16 protein-coding genes are annotated in these 17,007 nt (G+C 57.5%); 6 read left to right on the top strand and 10 right to left on the bottom strand.

The window, feature by feature from the left end:
* Positions 1-8: 8 nt before the first annotated feature.
* The gene (locus C3406_RS12205) at positions 9-1,478 is read right to left on the bottom strand and encodes an amino acid permease (RefSeq protein ID WP_103180338.1); all 1,470 of its coding nucleotides are present in this window, start codon (positions 1,476-1,478) and stop codon (positions 9-11) included.
* A gap of 178 nt (positions 1,479-1,656) precedes the next feature.
* The gene (yieE, locus tag C3406_RS12200) at positions 1,657-2,526 is read right to left on the bottom strand and encodes a DNA-binding transcriptional regulator YeiE (RefSeq protein WP_103825013.1); all 870 of its coding nucleotides are present in this window, start codon (positions 2,524-2,526) and stop codon (positions 1,657-1,659) included.
* Positions 2,527-2,649: 123 nt separating this feature from the next.
* On the opposite strand from yieE, the gene C3406_RS12195 reads away from it, so the two are divergent.
* The 3 genes from C3406_RS12195 (at position 2,650) to C3406_RS12185 (ending at position 5,698) form a co-directional block, all read left to right on the top strand.
* The gene (locus C3406_RS12195; RefSeq protein ID WP_103825012.1) at positions 2,650-3,696 is read left to right on the top strand and encodes a YeiH family protein; all 1,047 of its coding nucleotides are present in this window, start codon (positions 2,650-2,652) and stop codon (positions 3,694-3,696) included.
* A gap of 65 nt (positions 3,697-3,761) precedes the next feature.
* Positions 3,762-4,622, top strand: coding sequence for a deoxyribonuclease IV (nfo, locus tag C3406_RS12190; RefSeq protein ID WP_103825011.1), 861 nt, complete (start codon positions 3,762-3,764; stop codon positions 4,620-4,622).
* Positions 4,622-5,698, top strand: a complete 1,077-nt coding sequence (locus C3406_RS12185) for a sugar kinase (protein ID WP_103825096.1) — start codon at positions 4,622-4,624, stop codon at positions 5,696-5,698. Before nfo ends, C3406_RS12185 begins: the two co-directional genes overlap by 1 nt.
* A gap of 35 nt (positions 5,699-5,733) precedes the next feature.
* On the opposite strand, the gene C3406_RS12180 is transcribed toward C3406_RS12185, so the two are convergent.
* The 6 genes from C3406_RS12180 to fruB all read right to left on the bottom strand — a co-directional run bounded on the left by C3406_RS12180 (position 5,734) and on the right by fruB (position 12,997).
* The gene (locus C3406_RS12180; RefSeq protein WP_103825010.1) at positions 5,734-6,987 is read right to left on the bottom strand and encodes a NupC/NupG family nucleoside CNT transporter; all 1,254 of its coding nucleotides are present in this window, start codon (positions 6,985-6,987) and stop codon (positions 5,734-5,736) included.
* 90 nt (positions 6,988-7,077) lie between these two features.
* The gene (locus C3406_RS12175) at positions 7,078-8,013 is read right to left on the bottom strand and encodes a pseudouridine-5'-phosphate glycosidase (protein WP_103825009.1); all 936 of its coding nucleotides are present in this window, start codon (positions 8,011-8,013) and stop codon (positions 7,078-7,080) included.
* Positions 8,006-8,941 (bottom strand): pseudouridine kinase, encoded by a 936-nt coding sequence (locus C3406_RS12170; RefSeq protein WP_103825008.1) that lies wholly within the window; start codon positions 8,939-8,941, stop codon positions 8,006-8,008. Before C3406_RS12170 ends, C3406_RS12175 begins: the two co-directional genes overlap by 8 nt.
* 276 nt (positions 8,942-9,217) lie before the next feature.
* Complete coding sequence (gene fruA, locus C3406_RS12165; protein ID WP_103825007.1) at positions 9,218-10,912, bottom strand: PTS fructose transporter subunit IIBC; 1,695 nt, start codon at positions 10,910-10,912, stop codon at positions 9,218-9,220.
* Positions 10,913-10,928: 16 nt separating this feature from the next.
* Positions 10,929-11,867, bottom strand: a complete 939-nt coding sequence (gene fruK / locus C3406_RS12160; protein WP_103180352.1) for a 1-phosphofructokinase — start codon at positions 11,865-11,867, stop codon at positions 10,929-10,931.
* Complete coding sequence (fruB, locus tag C3406_RS12155) at positions 11,867-12,997, bottom strand: fused PTS fructose transporter subunit IIA/HPr protein (protein WP_103825006.1); 1,131 nt, start codon at positions 12,995-12,997, stop codon at positions 11,867-11,869. The genes fruK and fruB overlap by 1 nt, the downstream gene beginning before the upstream one ends.
* 42 nt (positions 12,998-13,039) lie before the next feature.
* Here fruB and C3406_RS26025 point away from each other — a divergent pair, with 42 nt between their 5' ends.
* Both C3406_RS26025 and setB read left to right on the top strand, forming a co-directional pair.
* Positions 13,040-13,309 carry a hypothetical protein gene (locus C3406_RS26025; protein ID WP_146052603.1) on the top strand — a complete coding sequence of 90 codons (270 nt, stop codon included), beginning with the start codon at positions 13,040-13,042 and terminating at the stop codon, positions 13,307-13,309.
* Between the two features lie 46 nt (positions 13,310-13,355).
* The gene (setB, locus tag C3406_RS12150; protein ID WP_103825005.1) at positions 13,356-14,537 is read left to right on the top strand and encodes a sugar efflux transporter SetB; all 1,182 of its coding nucleotides are present in this window, start codon (positions 13,356-13,358) and stop codon (positions 14,535-14,537) included.
* On the opposite strand, the gene C3406_RS12145 is transcribed toward setB, so the two are convergent.
* Positions 14,534-14,788 carry a YkgJ family cysteine cluster protein gene (locus tag C3406_RS12145; RefSeq protein ID WP_103825004.1) on the bottom strand — a complete coding sequence of 85 codons (255 nt, stop codon included), beginning with the start codon at positions 14,786-14,788 and terminating at the stop codon, positions 14,534-14,536. The two genes, setB and C3406_RS12145, sit on opposite strands and share 4 nt — an antisense overlap.
* Positions 14,789-14,951: 163 nt before the next feature.
* Between C3406_RS12145 and yeiP the strand changes: the two genes are divergently transcribed.
* Complete coding sequence (gene yeiP, locus C3406_RS12140; RefSeq protein WP_103825003.1) at positions 14,952-15,524, top strand: elongation factor P-like protein YeiP; 573 nt, start codon at positions 14,952-14,954, stop codon at positions 15,522-15,524.
* A 126-nt stretch (positions 15,525-15,650) separates the two neighbouring features.
* Here the strand turns inward: yeiP and uxuA are convergent, their stop codons facing one another.
* The gene (gene uxuA / locus C3406_RS12135) at positions 15,651-16,841 is read right to left on the bottom strand and encodes a mannonate dehydratase (protein ID WP_103825002.1); all 1,191 of its coding nucleotides are present in this window, start codon (positions 16,839-16,841) and stop codon (positions 15,651-15,653) included.
* Between the last annotated feature and the right edge of the window lie 166 nt (positions 16,842-17,007).

The following is a 17,007-nucleotide window of genomic DNA, read 5'->3' as shown; positions in this document are numbered from 1 at the left end:
TGGTGCGCTTATTTTTTAAAGCTATTCGGGAATTCCATTTCGCTGTAACGCACAAACTTCGTTCCCTTCGCCAGCTTGTACCCAAACCAGATGATCAGGAACAGCGGGATACCGATATAGGTGGCCGCTACGCCGCCCCAGTCGATTGTGTCGGCCAGGAAGGCTTCGTAGTTCTGGCCGAGGGTGATGATCAGACAGAGCACAAAGGCGAAGATCGGACCCAGCGGGAAGAAGCCGGAGCGGTATGGCAGGTTGTTAATATCGTAACCCTGCTTCACGTAGCCGCGACGGAAACGGTAGTGGCTGATGGCGATGCCCAGCCAGGCGATAAAGCCCGTCATCCCGGAGGTATTCAGCAGCCACAGGTAGACGGTCTGGTTGCCGAACATCGAGGTCAGGAAGCACAGGCAGGCAATCACGGTGGTGGCATAGAGCGCGTTACGCGGCACGCCGCCCCGGGAGAGCTTCGCGAAAATACGCGGCGCTTTGCCATCGCAGGCCAGGGAGTAGAGCATACGGGTAGAGGCATACATCCCGGAGTTACCCGCCGACAGCACCGCCGTCAGGATCACCGCGTTCATAACCGCTGCCGCAGAGAGCAGGCCAGCATGCTGGAACACCAGGGTGAACGGGCTGACGCTGATGTCTTTCACATCGTTACGCAGCAGGCTCGGATCGGTGTACGGAATGATCAGGCTGATAATCAGGATGGCGAACACATAGAACAGCAGGATACGCCAGAAGACCTGACGCACCGCGCGCGGGATGTTCTTCTCCGGGTTTTCGGATTCACCCGCCGCGATACCGATCAGTTCGGTCCCCTGGAAGGAGAAGCCGACAATCATCGCAACGCCAATCATCGCCGATAACCCCCCCGCAAAAGGTGCATCGCCAACCGTCCAGTTGCTCCAGCCCGCAGGCTCGCTGCCCTGGAAGATACCGACGATCATCGCCAGGCCGACGATAATAAAGATGATCACGGTCGCCACTTTGATCAGGGAGAACCAGTATTCGGCCTCACCAAAGCCGCGCACGGAGATGTAGTTGAGCAGGAAGATCACCGCCAGGAAGAGCGCGCTCCAGATCCAGCCCGGCGTGTCCGGGAACCACCAGGTCATGACCAGCTGTGCCGCCACCAGGTCCACGGCGATGGTCACCGCCCAGTTGTACCAGTAGTTCCAGCCCAGCGCGAAGCCAAAGCCTTCTTCAACGTATTTCTGACCGTAGGTAGAAAAAGAACCGGATACCGGCATGTACGCCGCCAGTTCACCCAGGCTGGTCATCAGGAAGTAGACCATCAGACCGATCAGGATATAGGAAAAGAGCGCGCCGCCAGGACCCGCTGCTGAAATCGTCGCGCCAGAGGCGACAAAGAGGCCTGTACCGATAGAGCCGCCAATGGCGATCATCGTCAGGTGACGCGCCTTGAGTTCGCGACGTAGCGCGGGCGCTTCTGTGGTTTTAGTTTCGGAAACCATGTGAAAATGCTGTCCATTCAAAAAATGAGGCGCGATTGTAGCAGACGATCGCCGGCTCTTCCGGCACAAATGCCCTGTTATAAGAGAGCTTCATGACCGGTCCAGGATTATAAGTAAAGCAGAGAATAGTATTGATGCGAGTAATGACTACCGGCGGACAAAACGCCGCCGGGCAGGATTACATTTCGCAGTAACGCAGAAAACGCTGGAGGGAATTAGAGAGGTGCTTCTGGCGGTGGTGGATACGCCACAGGGTACGCACCAGCTTATTGGGCAACGGCACGGGGATCTCCACCAGCGTTCCGCTCTCCAGCTGTTCGGCAATCACCCGCCGCGACAGGCAGCTGATGCCAAGACCGTGGCGCACCGCATGTTTGATGGCCTCTGAATTGCCGAGCTCCATGCCCATATGGAACTGCGGCAGATGGGAGAGCAGCAGATAATCGACGATCTCACGCGTGCCGGAGCCCTGCTCGCGTAAAATCCACGGCGCCTGCGCCAGCCGCTCCAGGGTCACCTCCTGCTGTAATAAAGAAGAGGCCGGCGAGGCGAAGACCACCAGCTCATCCTCCAGCCAGGGCTCAGCAATAATGTCGGCGTTGTGGCATGGCCCTTCGATAAGGCCGATATCCACCCGAAAATCGATCACCGCGTTGATCACGTCCTGGCTGTTACCAACGCTCATCTCCAGCGGCAGGGTCGGGAAATCCCGGCGATAGCGGGCAATCACTTCAGGCAGGATATAGTTGCCAATGGTGCTGCTGGCGTAGACACGAATGGCGCCGTTATCCTCGCGAAAGAGCTGTTCGATTTCGACGGTCTGCTCCAGCAGCGCCAGCGCGCGTGGGTAGAGCAGGCGTCCGTGCTCGTTCACCACCAGCCGCTTCCCTACCCGGTCAAAGAGCTGAACCCCCAATTGACCTTCGAGATCGGTGAGCGCAGCGCTGACGGCGGACTGAGAGAGTGCCAGCATCTGAGAAGCCTGAGTAGTCGATCCGCTTTTCAGCACTTCGGCGAAGACTTCCAGCTGGCGTAAGGTAATGTGCATAGTCGCTATCCGGTAGGGTAAGCACCCTGCTTACCACTTATAAAGATTAATTATAAATATATAATCAATTTTATTTTTAAGCCAGCGCGCCGTAACCTCTTAGCCAGAGAAAAGGAGACGGTTATGACAACACTCACCCTACAGCATCATCGTAATGTGTGGCATTACATTCCGGGCCTGGCGCTGAGCGCGCTGGTCACCGGTGTCGCATTATGGGGCGGCAGCATCCCGGCGGTTGCAGGCGCCGGATTCAGCGCCCTGACCCTGGCTATCCTGCTGGGGATGGTCGTCGGAAATACGGTTTATCCGCAGATCTACAAGCCGTGCGACGGCGGCGTCATCTTCGCCAAGCAGCACCTGCTGCGACTCGGGATCATCCTGTATGGCTTTCGCCTGACCTTCGCGCAGATTGCCGACGTCGGGGTAAGCGGTATTGCGATTGATATTTTAACTCTCTCCAGCACCTTTTTACTGGCCTGCTTTATCGGTCAGAAGGTATTCGGGCTCGACAAACAGACCAGCTGGCTGATTGGTGCGGGCAGCAGCATCTGCGGCGCCGCAGCGGTGCTGGCCACCGAGCCGGTGGTAAAGGCCGAGTCCAGTAAGGTGACCGTGGCGGTGGCGACGGTGGTGATCTTCGGTACGCTGGCGATCTTCCTCTATCCAGCCATGTATCCGCTGGTAGCCCACTGGTTTAGTCCGGAAACCTACGGCATCTATATCGGCTCGACGATGCATGAAGTGGCCCAGGTCGTGGCGGCCGGTCACGCCATCAGCCCGGATGCGGAGAACGCCGCGGTGATCGCCAAAATGCTGCGGGTGATGATGCTGGCGCCGTTCCTGCTGATTCTGGCCGCAAGGGTAAAACAGCTTGCGCCAGCGGGCAACGGCGAGAAGAGCAAAATCACCATCCCGTGGTTTGCGATCCTGTTTATTGTGGTCGCGGTGTTTAACTCGTTCCATCTGCTGCCCAAAGCGGTCGTGGATATGCTGGTGACGCTGGATACCATCCTGTTGGCGATGGCGATGGCGGCGCTGGGCTTAACCACCCACGTCAGCGCTCTGAAAAAAGCCGGGGCGAAACCGCTGCTGATGGCGCTGCTGCTCTTTGTCTGGCTGATTGTCGGCGGGGGCGCCATTAACCTGGCGGTGCATAGCCTGATGGCATAAACCGCTGTAGCCTTATCCTGTTAACCCGCTATCATATGCGTTTGCGGGTTAACAGGAGTCCCTTTATGAAATATGTTGGAGCGCACGTTAGCGCTGCCGGCGGTCTGGCAAATGCCGCTATTCGCGCCGCCGAAATCGAGGCGACCGCTTTCGCCCTGTTCACCAAAAATCAGCGCCAATGGCGCGCCGCGCCGTTAACCACTCAGGTGATTGATGAGTTCAAAGCGGCCTGCGAAAAATACCATTTCTCCCCCGGCCAGATCCTGCCCCACGACAGCTTCCTGATTAACCTCGGTCACCCGGTACAGGAGGCGCTGGACAAATCCCGCGCAGCCTTCCTTGATGAGGTACAGCGCTGCGAGCAGCTCGGCCTGACGCTGCTGAACTTCCATCCCGGCAGCCATCTGGCACAAATCGACGAAGATGAATGCCTGGCGCGGATCGCCGAGTCGATCAATATCGTGCTGGCACAGACCCAGGGAGTGACGGCGGTGATTGAAAATACCGCCGGACAGGGCAGCAACCTCGGTTTTCGCTTTGAGCATCTGGCGGCCATCATCGACGCCGTGGAGGATAAATCCCGCATCGGCGTCTGCATTGATACCTGCCACGCCTTTGCCGCCGGTTACGACCTGCGCAGCGCGGAAGCGTGTGCGAAAACCTTCGCCGAGTTCGAGCGCGTCGTGGGCTTTGAGTACCTGCGTGGTATGCACCTCAACGATGCGAAAAGCACCTTTGGCAGCCGCGTTGACCGTCACCACAGCCTGGGGGAAGGCAACATCGGCCATGATGCGTTCCGCTTTATCATGCAGGATCCGCGTTTCGACAACATTCCGCTGGTGCTGGAAACCATCAACCCGGATATCTGGGCGGAAGAGATCGCCTGGCTGAAAGCGCAACAGCATGCCGAGGCCACCGCAGAATGATGAACGAAAGGGAAAAGCAGATCCTGAAGATCCTGCGGCGCAACCCCCTTATTCAGCAGCATGAGATCGCCCAGATCCTCGATATCAGCCGCTCCCGCGTCGCTGCGCACATTATGGATTTGATGCGCAAAGGGGCGATCAAGGGCAAAGGCTATATCCTCACCGAACAGGATTATTGCGTGGCGCTCGGCGCCATCAATATGGATATTCGCGGGGTGGCCGATATTCGTTTTCCTGAACCCTCCTCCCATCCGGGGGCCATTCAGTGCGCGGCGGGCGGCGTGGCGCGTAACATTGCCCATAACCTGGCGCTGCTGGGCCGCGAGGTGCATCTGATCTCCGCCGTGGGCAGCGATTTTTATGGCGAAACCCTGCTGGAGCAGACCCGCCAGGCGGGCGTTAACGTGCAGAGCGCCATCCGCCTCCACGGACAAAGCACCGCAACCTATCTGTCGATTGCCAGTCCGCAGGACGACACTGTGCTGGCGATCAATGACACCCATATCCTGCAGGGGCTGACGCCGCAGCTGCTGAACCAGTCGCGCGAGCTGCTTGCCCATGCGGGCGTGGTGCTGGCCGACTGTAACCTCACTACGGAAGCGCTGGAGTGGGTCTTTACTCTCGCCGGGGATGTGCCGGTGTTTGTCGACACGGTTTCAGAATTTAAAGCCGACAGGATCAAACCCTGGCTGTCGCGCATCCATACCCTGAAGCCGACGCTGAAGGAGCTGCAGATCCTGGCGGAGTGCGAGGATCGCAAGAGCGCCCTCACCGTCCTGCATGAGAAAGGGGTGCAGCGGATTGTGGTCTGTCTGGAAGATGATTCGGTGCTGTGCAGTGAGCAGGGCGCGGAGCCGCTTCTGCTGAAGCCCCCCACCCACCCGGTGGTTGACCGCTTTGGTGCCGATGACGCCTTTATGGCGGGGTTGATTTATGCCTTCCTCGATGGGAGCGATTTTACGGAGAGTGCCCGATTCGCGGGTGCCTGCGCGGCGCTCTCCCGCGCCAGTGAAAGTATCAATAACCCGACGCTGTCGGTAGATAACGTCCTGTCGCTACTGGACAGCCAGCCGTAAACAGGCCGGGTAGTTGCCCTACCCGGCCTGCGTCACTAGCCTGCTAAACCAATAAAGAAGCCCGCAATGGTGGCGCTCATCAGGTTAGAGAGCGTCGCCGCCAACAGCGCCCGCACGCCCAGCTGGGCAATCTCCGGGGCGCGCTGGGGCGATACCGCAGAAAAGGCCCCTACCACCACCCCAATCGAGCCAAAATTAGCAAAGCCGCACAGGGCAAAAGAGATGATGGCGATGGTCTTCACATCCAGCTGCCCGGCGGTTTGCAGATACGGCGAGAAGTTGAGATAGGCAACGAATTCATTAATCGCCAGCTTCTGTCCAATCAGGCTGCCTGCAAGCGTCGCATCCTGCCATTCGACCCCCATGATCCACGCCAGTGGCGCGAGGGCATAACCAAACAGCCCCTCAAGGCTCAGGCTTTCCATGCCAAACCAGCCGCCAATGCCGCCCAGAATACCGTTCAGCAGGGCGATGATCGCCACAAAGGCCATTACCACCGTCGCAACCCCGGCAGCAATTTTTAACCCGGTCATCGCCCCGGTCGCCGCGGCTTCGATAATGCTTTTCGGCGGCGTGTCGCTGAACGACAGGTTATCGAAGGTGACCTGTGACGCCTCCGTGGCCGGGCTCAGCAGACGGGCAAACAAAATCCCGCCAGGAATGGCCATTAACGAGGCGGCGAGCAGGTAATCAATCGGCACTCCCATTCCGGCGTAGCCAATCAGCATCGAACCGGCAATGGACGCCATCCCGCTGCAAATAGCGGTAAACAGCTCGTTGCGGTTCAGCTTATCGACGAAGGGTTTCACGATCGCCGGGATCTCGTTCTGGCCGAGGAAGATGGTGGTCACCGCCACGAAGGATTCGATTTTACCGATACGCAGCGCTCTCTGGAAAATGCCACCCAGCACGCGAATCAGCAGCCCCATCACCCCGATGTAGTAGAGCAGGCTTATCAGCGCGGTGACAAAGATGATGGCGGGCAGCACCCGGAAGGCAAAGACGAACCCGGCGCCGTCAAACAGGGTGTCCATTTTGGGCCCCACCAGCGCACCAAAGATAAAGGCGCTACCGGCATCGCTGTAGGACATGACTTTACTGACCCCGATGGCGGCCTGTTCCACCAGCCATTTGCCGGGTGGGAAATAGAGCATGATGCCACCAATTGCCACCTGCAAAATAAAAGCGGCGCCAACGGTACGCAGGCTGATACGGCGTTTATTGACCGACAGGAGGAAGGCTATCGCCAACAGAACCGCCATACCCAGCAGACTTCTCATTACGTCCATAATGATTTCCTTACCTGAAAACCCGGCGACTGGCCGGGTATCCGTGATTCCACTGCGAAGACAGGCGACGGCAAACTGCCTGTGAAAAGATTACGCGATGCGCTGGTACGCCTTCGCGATATCGCAGGCCAGGCGGGCGTTGTTAAAGACCAGCTGAATATTGGATTTCAGGCTGTCACCACCGGTCAGTTCCGCCACGCGGGCCAGCAGGAACGGCGTGCTGGCTTTGCCGGTCACGCCCTGCTCTTCCGCTTCCTTCACCGCCTGGTCGATAGCGGCGTTGATGGTCTCTTCAGGCATCGCAAACTGTTCCGGGATGGGATTCGCCACCACCAGGCCGCCGTTAAGGCCAGTCTGCCATTTCACCGCCATTGCGCGCGCGATGGCTTCCGCGCTGTCGAGACGGATGCTGACCTCAAACGGACTGGTGCGACAGAAAAAGGCAGGCAGGGACTGGGTCTGATAGCCAATCAACGGTACGCCATTAGTTTCCAGATATTCAGTGGTTAACCCGAGGTCGAGAATAGATTTTGCCCCGGCGCATACCACAGCAACATTGGTTTTCGCCAGCTCCTGTAAATCGGCTGAAATATCAAACGTGTGTTCCGCACCGCGGTGTACGCCGCCAATTCCGCCGGTAGCAAAAACCTTAATCCCGGCCATCGCCGCAATAATCATGGTTGAGGCAACCGTCGTCGCGCCATTTATTCCTGCGGCGACCACAAAAGGTAAATCCCGGCGGCTGACTTTGGTCACCGCGTGGCCCTCACGGCCTAAAAGTTCAATTTCTTCTTTGCTAAGCCCCACTTTCATTACGCCACGAATAATGGCGATAGTGGCGGGAATAACTCCCTGCTGGCGGATCGCATCTTCAACTTCCAGCGCCGTCTGGGCATTTTGCGGGAAAGGCATGCCGTGAGAAATAATGGTAGATTCAAGCGCTACAATCGGTTTGTTATTATTTAAAGCGTCCTGAACCTCAGGAGAAATTTGCAGGAACTCAGCAGATAATTTTAATTCAGACATGTTCTCTCTCCATTAATGCATTAACATTTTCAGCCGATAAATCAGGGTTATTGGTATATACGGAAGCGAGCGCCAGCGACGAGCAGCCCTGGGCAAAACGAACGGAATGGGCAAATGTGGCCCCTTCCAGCCAGCAGAAGGCGAGCCCCGCCATCATCGCATCGCCCGCGCCGGTGACATTGACAAGCTGGGTTTTAAACGGGGCAGACCAGCCGCTTTCGCCTCCTTTCTCGCTGTAATAAACGCCGTCGCCGCCCATGCTCAATACCAGCCGAAACAGGCCATGCTGGTGAAACCAGGCCGCAACTTTCGGGGCATCCGCCGCGCAGGAGAGCGGGATGCCGCTCAGGGTTTCGGCTTCAATCCGGTTGGGCTTCAGCGTGTGGATATGGCCCAGCCAGTCGCGCACTTTGTTGCATTTCCAGGCCGAGACGGGGTCAACGAACACCGGTGCCTGGCCTGCATTTTCAAATATCCAGCCCAGCGCAGATTCACTGAGATTGCAGTCGATCACCACCGCTTTTGCCGCACGCAGAAAGGCCAGGTGGTGGGCCAGATAGTCCGGATTGATGTAGTCAGAAATAGCCATATCATTAATGGCTACCAGCATTTCGCCGGTATTATCCAGCAAGGATAAATAACTGGAGGTGCCTTCGCCCGCGATCACCTGGCATTTTTCCACCTGTACGCCAGCGGCCTGGGTTTGTGATAGCAGCGACTGACCGTAAAAGTCATCGCCGACAGCAGAAAGTAGCCAGACATTTTTTCCCAGCAAGGCAAGATTTTGCGCAATATTCCGCCCAACACCGCCGGGGGTAAATTTAATTTTCCCTGGGTTAGAGTCCGCATAATTAAGCGAGGCGTTTGAATACCCCGCAACATCCATATTCGCAGAACCAATAACAGCAATATAATCCTTTTCACGCATAGAACATCCTCTGGCACGCAGGCCATCGCAATGATAATTAAGCGAGGGAGTGATTTTAATTTCTATTAGAGCACATGTTTATATGTGAACACGTGTTCATAGTATGCGTAAGAAGGGGAAAGTAAAGCGGTGGGAAAGAGGGTGTAAAAGGGTTATGAACATAATCACAATTTTTTGTAGATAACTTTTTCTTGTCTCCAAAAAACTGCGAGCAGTAGCACGATTAAAAGCAAAAAAAGGGCAGAGTCGCCTCTGCCCTTTTCGGATGGTGAGAGATTATGCTGCTTTCGCGGCAACCGCTTCAGCTTCCGGGCGTTTCAGCACCGCGTAAGAGAGGCCTGCCACCAGGGTACCGGCGATAATCGCAAACAGGTAACCCAGCACTGGCGTAATCGCACCTGGGATTAACAGAACAAACAGACCGCCGTGCGGCGCCATCAGTTTCGCGCCAATCGCCATAGAGATAGCACCGGTTACCGCGCCACCGACGATACAGCATGGCAGCACGCGCATCGGGTCACGGGCAGCGAACGGAATCGCCCCTTCGGTGATAAAGCACAGGCCCAGTACCAGCGCCGCTTTACCGCCTTCCTGCTGCGCCTTGTCGAACTTACGACGGGCAACGATGGTCGCCAGGCCCAGCGCCAGCGGTGGCACCATACCCGCCGCCATAATGGCCGCCATTGGCGCATAGGTCTGGGTACTCAGCAGGCCGACACCGAAGGCGTAAGATGCTTTGTTCACCGGACCACCCATATCGGTACACATCATCGCACCGAGGATCGCACCCAGCAGGACCGCATTGGCGGTGCCCATGGTTTGCAGCCAGTGGGTCAGGCCTTCGAGGATACTCGCAACCGGCTTACCGATCAGGTAGATCATCGCCAGGCCAACCACCAGGCTGGAGATCAGCGGAATGATCAGGATCGGTTTCAGGGCTTCCATGCTCTGCGGCAGTTTCAGCTTCGAGCTAATCAGCTTCGCCATGTAGCCTGCGAGGAAGCCCGCGATGATCCCGCCGATAAAGCCAGAGCCGGTGCTCACAGCCAGCATACCGCCAATCAGACCCGGAGTCAGACCCGGACGGTCAGCAATAGAGAACGCAATGTAACCCGCCAGGACCGGCACCATCAGCGCGAACGCCGAGCCGCCGCCAATCTGCATCAGCGCCGCCGCCAGAGTACCCGGCTCTTTAAAGGCTTCGATACCAAAGGCGAAGGAGAGCGCGATACAGAGACCGCCCGCTACCACCATCGGCAGCATATAGGAGACGCCCGTCAGCAGGTGACGATACGCGCCAGCGGACTCTTTTTTGCCTTCAGAAGCCGCAGCCGCGGTGTTGCCGGCAGGCTGGAACGGTTTTGCTTCAGCCTGGGCTTTGTCCAGCTCCTGGGCGGTTTTCTTCAGCGCTAGACCGGTGGAGGTGCGGTACATCGGCTTACCGGCAAACTTCGCCAGATCCACTTCGATATCTGCCGCCACAATCACCAGATCCGCAGCCGCCACCTCTTCCGGGGTGATCGCATTACCTGCGCCCACGGAACCGCGGGTTTCAACTTTTACCCACCAGCCGCGTTTTTTGGCTTCGGTTTCAATGGCTTCCGCCGCCATAAAGGTGTGCGCTACGCCGGTCGGGCAGGCGGTAACCGCCACCACGCGTTTTGGCCCCGCAGCAACAGCCGTTTCCGCCGCCACGACAGGTGCGGTATAGAGTGCCGCATGGCCTTTCGCTTCGCTCAGGAACAGTTCCGGGTGTGCAACGGCGCGGTTGATATCGCCCAGCCACACTTTTTTACCGTTCAGCGAGCTGTCCGCCGGGATTTTGTCGCCCAGGACGATAACCAGTTCGGCATCGCCCGGGTTGTCGATGAAATCAAGGTGTGCTTTATGTCCCGCCGAACTCAGCAGGGTTTTCGCCATATAGGCGCGCGCCTGTCCGAGTGCAGAGTCAATAATCAGCAGCGTTTTCATTATGCCTCTCCTGCTGTCAGTTAAAGGGTTTTAAGTCAACGCGCGCCATCATCGCGGCCAACTGGGTACGATCGGTAATACCGACATTGCTCTGGCTGACGGCCAGGGCTGCAACGGCGGTGGCAAGACGTAAAGTATGTTCACTGGATTCGCGCATCAGCAGGCCATAAATCAGGCCGCCCACCATCGAGTCGCCGGCACCGACGGTGCTGACCACTTCCATCGACGGTGGTTTCGCGATCCATTCGCCGGAGGCGTTAACCCACAGCGCGCCCTCTGCCCCCAGGGAGATGACCACATGAGCGATACCCTGCTCACGCAGCGCATGGGCGGCTTCAATCACATCCTTTAATTCTGGCAGCTTACGGCCTGCCCAGATCTCAAGTTCGCGACGATTAGGTTTCACCAGCCACGGTGCGGCTTTCAGCCCCGCCACCAGCGCATCGCGGCTGCTGTCAAAGATGATGCATGGGCACTGGCTGCGCAGACGCGTCATCCAGTCGGTAAAGGCTTCCGGGCTGACGCCGGACGGCAGACTGCCGCTGACGCAGACCATGTCGAACTGACCCAGCCAGCTCAGGGAGTCATTCACAAAACGTTCCCAGTCGGCCTGGGTGACTTCAAAACCGGAGAAGTTCAGGTCGGTGACTTCGCCATCTTTCTCGGTCAGCTTCACGTTGATGCGGGTACGACCCTGCACCACCTGGAAACGGTTGGCGATCCCCAGCTCGCTGAACAGCTGCTGGAAACCATCCTGGTTGTCTTTGCCGAGGAAACCGCCGACGGTAACGTCGATGCCCAGATCCTTCAGCACTTTAGCAACGTTAATCCCTTTACCTGCCGCGTGCAGGCCAGTGGTACGCACAAGGTTGACTTCGCCGCGTTCAATTTCCGGGCAAAAGCCCACGAGGTCGTAAGCCGGGTTCAGCGTAATAGTGGCAACACGTCTGCTCATTATGCGCCCTCCCCCAGACCCGCCGCGATGGCTTCGCCAATCGCTTTCAGCGCCTGTTCAGCATCCGCACCCTGCGCGGTGAAGCGCAGGCGATGGCCTTTCTTCACGCCCAGCGCCACGACTTTCATCAGGCTGCGGCCGTTGGCCGGTTTACCGCTACCGTCGAGGTTGGTGACGGTCACGTCGCTGTTGAACTGTTTAATGGTATTGACCAGCATGGTGCCCGGACGGGCGTGCAGGCCGTGTTCGTTGCGCACGACAAACTCGGCGCTCAGCAGTTCATCGGTGTTCACATCATCGCTGGTCAGCAGCGCCAGCAGGGTCGCGGCGTCCGCTTTCAGCAGTTGTTCAGCTTTTTTGTTCAGCAGCAGATCGCCGAGGCGCTTCAGCACTTCAACCGGCTGTTCATCGGCCATGGCGACGGTCACCAGCATCGCCGTGGTTTCACCGGCGGTATCGAATGCGGTTGCCGCGCGGCTGACGGCAATCGCGCTACGCAGGTTGCCTTCAGCACAGTCGTTCAGCCAGACGCCCTGACCGAGATTCAGCGGTTTATCGTTAATGGCGTGGACCACGAAGGCGGTATCCACCGCACCGGCCTCTTTCAGGCGACCGGCGTTCAGCGCCTGCAGGGTCACCAGATCGGAAGCCAGCACGTCGAGCGTCAGCGTCTCGTTATCCAGCTTCAGGGCTTCGCTCTGCTTCTCACCCATCAGCAGGGCGCGCAGCTCTTCGGCGGTGGTGGCGGATTTCAGCTGTTCAGCCACGGCGTCGTCGCTCAGGACGTGCGTCAGCTGACGCAGCAGACCGAGGTGCTCATCGCTGCTGGCGGCAATGCCGATGGCGACATAGGCCACCTGGCCTTCACCCCAGAGCACGCCCTGCGGGAACTGATAGACCTGAACGCCGGTTTTCAGCACCTGATCGCGGGTATCGGTGGTGCCATGCGGAATGGCGATGCCATTGCCAAGGAAAGTTGAGGTCTGCTGCTCACGCGCCAGCATGCCGTCAACGTAGCCGTTGGCGACGTTGCCCGCCTGCACCAGCGCGGCGGCGATCTGCCGGATAGCCTCTTCTTTAGTACCGGCCTGTTCGCCGGGATGAATGTCCTGTACGGATAACTGGAACATGGTTCTCCACTCCTGCTGAAATTGAATCGTTTCAGCTTAAATGTGAAAAAAGGCGCCAATCCGTTTGGGTTAGGTAAACCAATTAGCGCTGAAACGTTTCAAGAAGTCTTGCGCTTTACAGGCTTCCTTGCAAGTAAAGCCGCATTTCAGCATGCAGAATTTAGAGTTACAGCACATTTTTGCTGCAGGCCGCTGCTTTCCGGGGGCGTACAACCGCTCGGCTTCAGCAACTTCAGCAAGCGCAGCGGCGGAATAAAAACCTGTTTTGATTTTTTGTGGGGTAATTGCGGAGGGTATCTGTTTATTTTATGACAAGCGGCGTAAACTCCGCGTCTCTTCATATCACTGATACAGAAACATGCACACCACTCCCGCAGCCGCCTCACCGAAGTCATTTGATTTGACCTCATCGGCGTTTTTAATTGTTGCTTTCCTTACCGGCATTGCCGGCGCGTTACAGACCCCGACGCTGAGCCTGTTCCTCACCAACGAGGTGCATGCCCGCCCGGCCATGGTCGGCTTCTTCTTTACCGGTAGCGCCATTATCGGCATCCTGGTCAGCCAGTTCCTGGCTGGTCGTTCAGACAAGCGGGGCGATCGCAAGTCCTTAATCGTCTTCTGCTGTCTGCTGGGTGTTCTGGCCTGCCTGCTGTTCGCCTGGAATCGTAACTACTTTGTGTTGTTGTTTGTCGGCGTATTCCTTAGCAGCTTTGGCTCTACCGCCAACCCGCAGCTGTTTGCCCTCGCCCGCGAACATGCCGACCATACCGGTCGCGAGGCGGTGATGTTCAGCTCGATCCTGCGTGCCCAGGTGTCGCTGGCCTGGGTCGTGGGGCCGCCGGTGGCCTATGCACTGGCGATGGGCTTTGGCTTCCCGGTGATGTATATCAGCGCCGCCGTGGCGTTTGTGGTCTGCGGCGCGATGGTCTGGTTTTTCCTGCCGATGATGCGCAAGGAGCCGAAGCTGGCAACCGGAGTGCTGGAGTCGCCGCGCCGCAACCGTCGCGACGCCCTGCTGCTGTTTACCATCTGCACCTTAATGTGGGGCACCAACAGCCTCTACATCATCAATATGCCGCTGTTTATCATTAATGAGCTGCATCTCTCCGAGAAGTTGGCGGGGGTAATGATGGGAACCGCTGCCGGGCTGGAGATCCCGACGATGCTGATTGCGGGCTACTACGCAAAACGCTTCGGTAAGCGCTTCCTGATGCGCGTTGCCGCCGTTGCCGGTTTGCTGTTTTACGTGGGGATGCTCACCGCGCACACGCCGGTAGTGTTGCTGGGGTTACAGCTGCTGAACGCCATCTATATCGGCATTCTCGCCGGGATCGGCATGCTCTATTTCCAGGATCTGATGCCAGGTCAGGCGGGCGCGGCCACCACGCTTTATACCAACACCACCCGCGTCGGCTGGATCATCGCAGGCTCCGTGGCGGGCGTCGTGGCCGAGATCTGGAGTTATCACGCGGTATTCTGGATTGCGCTGGGGATGTGCATCGCTACGACGATCTGTCTGACGCGTATAAAGGACATTTAAGGCGCGGTAAGCGCCTCGAGTTCGAGCAGCCAGGTCATGGCCTGGCTGCGCGTATCGCCGCACATCTCCCGCGACGGCTGCAGGCCAGCACACACTTTGGGCCGCGAGCTCAAGCCGAAAATTTTGCAGCGCTGTTGCGCGTCCAACTGCACGCAGGGGGTATTGGCAGGCTTGCCGTTGGGCATCCCGGGAATGGGGCTGGTGATGGAGGGGGCGGTGCAACATGCTCCGCAGTCCGGACGGCAATCCATATTCGTACTTTACCTGAAAGAAAGCCGCTCCCGCGGGCGTGACGGGCACAGTAACACCTTTTGCGTATTGATAGCAAAAGCCGCGAAATCCGCTTGCCTGAAATGCCGCGCGCGAGTACTTTGACGCGATATTTTTGACCTTCCCGTTAACAGGATTACTGCAATGCCAAGAGCGAACGAAATTAAGAAAGGTATGGTGCTGAATTACAACGGCAAACTGCTGATTGTAAAAGACATCGATATTCAGGCACCCAGCGCCCGTGGCGCAGCAACGCTGTACAAAATGCGTTTCGCCGATGTACGTACCGGTCTGAAAGTTGAAGAGCGTTTCAAAGGCGACGATATCGTGGATACCGTTACCCTGACCCGTCGCTATGTCGATTTCTCATATGTTGACGGCAACGAATATGTCTTTATGGATAAAGAAGACTACACGCCATACATCTTCACCAAAGATCAGATCGAAGAAGAGCTGCTGTTTATTCCTGAAGGCGGCATGCCGGATATGCAGGTTCTGACCTGGGATGGCGTTCTGCTGGCGCTGGAGCTGCCGCAGACCGTTGATCTGGAGATCGTGGATACGGCGCCGGGCATTAAAGGCGCATCCGCGTCTGCACGTAACAAACCTGCAACCCTGACCACTGGTCTGGTCGTGCAGGTGCCGGAATACCTCTCCGCAGGCGAGAAAATCCGCATCCATATCGAAGAAAAACGCTATATGGGTCGTGCTGACTAAGTGCGGGCTGTTTTGCCGGGTGGCGACTTCGCCTTACCCGGCCTACAAAAGCACACATAAAAAAACCGGCTCATTGGCCGGTTTTTTTGTAGGCCCGGTAAGCGCAGCGCCACCGGGCATCAAGGCTTAAAGAAGCTCAGGATATTTGGTCATCTTCAGCGCCAGCTCCACGCCGCGCACTTCCGCCATCCCTTTCAGACGGCCAATGGCCGAATAACCCGGGTTGGTTTTCTTACGCAGATCGTCCAGCATCTGGTGCCCGTGATCCGGACGGAACGGAATAGGACGCAGATCCCCCGCCTGCTTACGGCGTTTCTCTTCACGCAGAATGGCATCCACGACCGCCACCATATTCACGTCGCCGCCGAGGTGCGCCGCTTCGTGGAAGGTCTTCGGATTCTCTTCCCGGCAGGTTGCCCGCAGGTGGGTAAAGTGAATGCGGTCGCCGAAGGTTTCAATCATCTGCACCAGGTCGTTGTCGGCCCGCACGCCGTAGGAGCCGGTACACATGGTGAAGCCGTTGCTGATGCTGTCGACCGTCTCTTTCAGCCACTGCATATCCTCAATGGTGGAGACGATACGCGGCAGGCCCAGGATAGGACGCGGTGGATCGTCCGGGTGAACCGCCAGACGCACGCCCACCTCTTCCGCCACCGGCACGATAGCGCGCAGGAAGACGGCCATATTTTCCCGCAGCTGGGCTTTGTCGATGTTGCCATACTCCGCCAGGCGCGCGCGGAACTGGTCGAGAGTGTAGCCCTCTTCCGCTCCCGGCAGACCGGCGATGATATTGCGGGTCAGCTTTTCGATATCCGCTTCGCTTGCCGCATCGAACCACGCCTGCGCCTGCTGCTGCTCTTCTGCAGTGTAGTCAGCCGCTGCGCCTTCACGCTTCAGGATGTGCAGCTCGAACGCGGCAAAGGCGATCTGGTCAAAACGCAGCGCCTTTGAACCATCCGGCAGCTGATATTCGAGGTCGGTACGCGTCCAGTCGAGGATCGGCATAAAGTTGTAGCATACGGTGTCAATGCCGCAGGCCGCGAGGTTGCGAATGCTCTGCTGGTAGTTGGCGATCCAGGTCTGATAATCGCCGGAGTGGGTTTTAATCTCCTCGTGAACCGGAATACTCTCCACCACCGACCAGGTGAGCCCTTTTTCGGCCAGCAGCGCCTGACGCGCTTTGATCTCTTCTACCGGCCACACCTGACCGTTAGGAATATGGTGTAGCGCGGTGACAACGCCCGTTGCGCCAGCCTGACGCACGTCATCAAGAGAAACAGGATCTTTGGGTCCGTACCAACGCCAGGTTTGTTCCATCGATTCACCCTCAAAAGTTGTTATACCAATATTTCGTAATGTGATGACGACTACCATACATGCATGCGGAAACAGGTCAACTCGCCTCGCAATATTGATTGATCCATCTCACAGTTCCCGGATATTTACGGCTTACCAATTCAATTTGTTGTCATATAACTTTACA

It is taken from the genome of Leclercia sp. LSNIH8 (assembly GCF_002920195.1).
Classification (GTDB): Bacteria; Pseudomonadota; Gammaproteobacteria; order Enterobacterales; family Enterobacteriaceae; genus Enterobacter.
The sequence above is the reverse complement of the archived record's forward strand: the minus strand, read 5'-3'. Positions and strand labels throughout refer to the sequence as shown.

What these genes read in the sequence shown, in the direction of transcription:
- C3406_RS12205 (WP_103180338.1), bottom strand. Translation starts at nt 1,478, where the DNA reads ATGGTTTCCGAAACTAAAACCACAGAAGCGCCCGCGCTACGTCGCGAA.
- yieE (WP_103825013.1), bottom strand. Translation starts at nt 2,526, where the DNA reads ATGCACATTACCTTACGCCAGCTGGAAGTCTTCGCCGAAGTGCTGAAA.
- C3406_RS12195 (WP_103825012.1), top strand. Translation starts at nt 2,650, where the DNA reads ATGACAACACTCACCCTACAGCATCATCGTAATGTGTGGCATTACATT.
- nfo (WP_103825011.1), top strand. Translation starts at nt 3,762, where the DNA reads ATGAAATATGTTGGAGCGCACGTTAGCGCTGCCGGCGGTCTGGCAAAT.
- C3406_RS12185 (WP_103825096.1), top strand. Translation starts at nt 4,622, where the DNA reads ATGAACGAAAGGGAAAAGCAGATCCTGAAGATCCTGCGGCGCAACCCC.
- C3406_RS12180 (WP_103825010.1), bottom strand. Translation starts at nt 6,987, where the DNA reads ATGGACGTAATGAGAAGTCTGCTGGGTATGGCGGTTCTGTTGGCGATA.
- C3406_RS12175 (WP_103825009.1), bottom strand. Translation starts at nt 8,013, where the DNA reads ATGTCTGAATTAAAATTATCTGCTGAGTTCCTGCAAATTTCTCCTGAG.
- C3406_RS12170 (WP_103825008.1), bottom strand. Translation starts at nt 8,941, where the DNA reads ATGCGTGAAAAGGATTATATTGCTGTTATTGGTTCTGCGAATATGGAT.
- fruA (WP_103825007.1), bottom strand. Translation starts at nt 10,912, where the DNA reads ATGAAAACGCTGCTGATTATTGACTCTGCACTCGGACAGGCGCGCGCC.
- fruK (WP_103180352.1), bottom strand. Translation starts at nt 11,867, where the DNA reads ATGAGCAGACGTGTTGCCACTATTACGCTGAACCCGGCTTACGACCTC.
- fruB (WP_103825006.1), bottom strand. Translation starts at nt 12,997, where the DNA reads ATGTTCCAGTTATCCGTACAGGACATTCATCCCGGCGAACAGGCCGGT.
- setB (WP_103825005.1), top strand. Translation starts at nt 13,356, where the DNA reads ATGCACACCACTCCCGCAGCCGCCTCACCGAAGTCATTTGATTTGACC.
- C3406_RS12145 (WP_103825004.1), bottom strand. Translation starts at nt 14,788, where the DNA reads ATGGATTGCCGTCCGGACTGCGGAGCATGTTGCACCGCCCCCTCCATC.
- yeiP (WP_103825003.1), top strand. Translation starts at nt 14,952, where the DNA reads ATGCCAAGAGCGAACGAAATTAAGAAAGGTATGGTGCTGAATTACAAC.
- uxuA (WP_103825002.1), bottom strand. Translation starts at nt 16,841, where the DNA reads ATGGAACAAACCTGGCGTTGGTACGGACCCAAAGATCCTGTTTCTCTT.